At 65.9% G+C, this 1,151-nt stretch carries 1 protein-coding gene; it reads right to left on the bottom strand.

Annotated elements, in window-relative coordinates; genetic code table 11:
• Window positions 1-1,116: hypothetical protein (locus BGIM_RS64890; protein WP_162136263.1), on the bottom strand; the 1,116-nt coding region annotated here is incomplete at its 3' end.
• Window positions 1,117-1,151 lie beyond the last annotated feature (35 nt).

Here is a 1,151-nt window from a genome sequence, read left to right as displayed (position 1 = left end):
CGGCACTCCGATGATCATGTCCCTGACCTTGGTTTCCACCTTGACCGGGGCTCCCCGGCCGATGCCGATGCTGTCGTCCCCGCCGCGGGACCGGACCGGCTCGTCCGGGGCCGGGTCCTGCCCCTTCTCCCACGCCGCCGCGAACACGGCCGTCACGGTCCGCGGCGAGGACCGCGCCGGATTGAACATGGCGGCGACCGAGTCGTGGAACGACGTGACCTTCATCGCGTCGATCCGGTCGGCCGCCACGTGCCAGCCGACGGTGAGCGATTGTTTGGCCGGCACGACAAAGTGCGTGTACTTCGGCTTGCCCTTGTCCGGTCCGTCGGCGTCGGCCCCCGGCTGGAACACGCTGATGCCGTCGACCGTGACGCTCGCGGCGGCCGCGAAGTCCGTGTCGTTGGTGAGGCGGATCCAGAAGTCTTTCTCCTTGGGCAGCGCGACCACGGCGAACCCGCTGTTGGTCCGGGGCGTGACCGGTTTGTCGTCGACGAGGATCTCGACCGCGTACGGGCTCGCCTCTTTCGGGTTGTCGCGTTTGGCCCGGACCTTTCCGTCGCCGCTGATGACGACCGCCTCCTTCTTTTGGATGATTTCGATGACCTTCTCGGCCGCCTTGTCGGTCGTCGGCGCGCCGACGACGTCGAACGACCGCCCCAAGACGCTGACGGCTGGCTCCACTCCCGCCACCTCGCCCTCAAAGGCTCCCTTGATTTTTTTCCCGTGCTGGACGGTCAGGACGATCTTCAACCCGGGTCGTTTCGTCTCGCCGTTGCCGACGGGAATGAAGGCTTCTTCGTAAGTCACGGCGACGAACCACATCGATCCTTTCGACGTGTCGAGCTCGACTTTGATTTTGTTCAGTTCGAGCAACTCGCTGATGCGGTGGCGAAGCTTGCCTTCGCCGCCGGGGGCCGCGCCCCCCTGTCCCGGCTCGATTTTGATCGCCACCTCGTCCGCGCCGTTTTCGTCCTTGAGAAGGACGGACAGTTTCCTGACCGGGTCGGCGAGTCCCTTGTGATACGGGTCGTCGGGCGCCGGCTCGGCGGCCGGCGCGAAACCGCCCAGCGCGGTCACGAGGAAGAGCACAGCGAGGCTGGCACGGGTTGTGGGCATGAGTTTCACTCTCGGATCCATGTGTTGTGACGCCG

It is taken from the genome of Zavarzinella formosa DSM 19928, assembly GCF_000255705.1.
In the GTDB taxonomy this organism is placed as follows: Bacteria; Planctomycetota; Planctomycetia; order Gemmatales; family Gemmataceae; genus Zavarzinella; species Zavarzinella formosa.
This window is presented reverse-complemented; position numbering and strand designations above follow the sequence as displayed.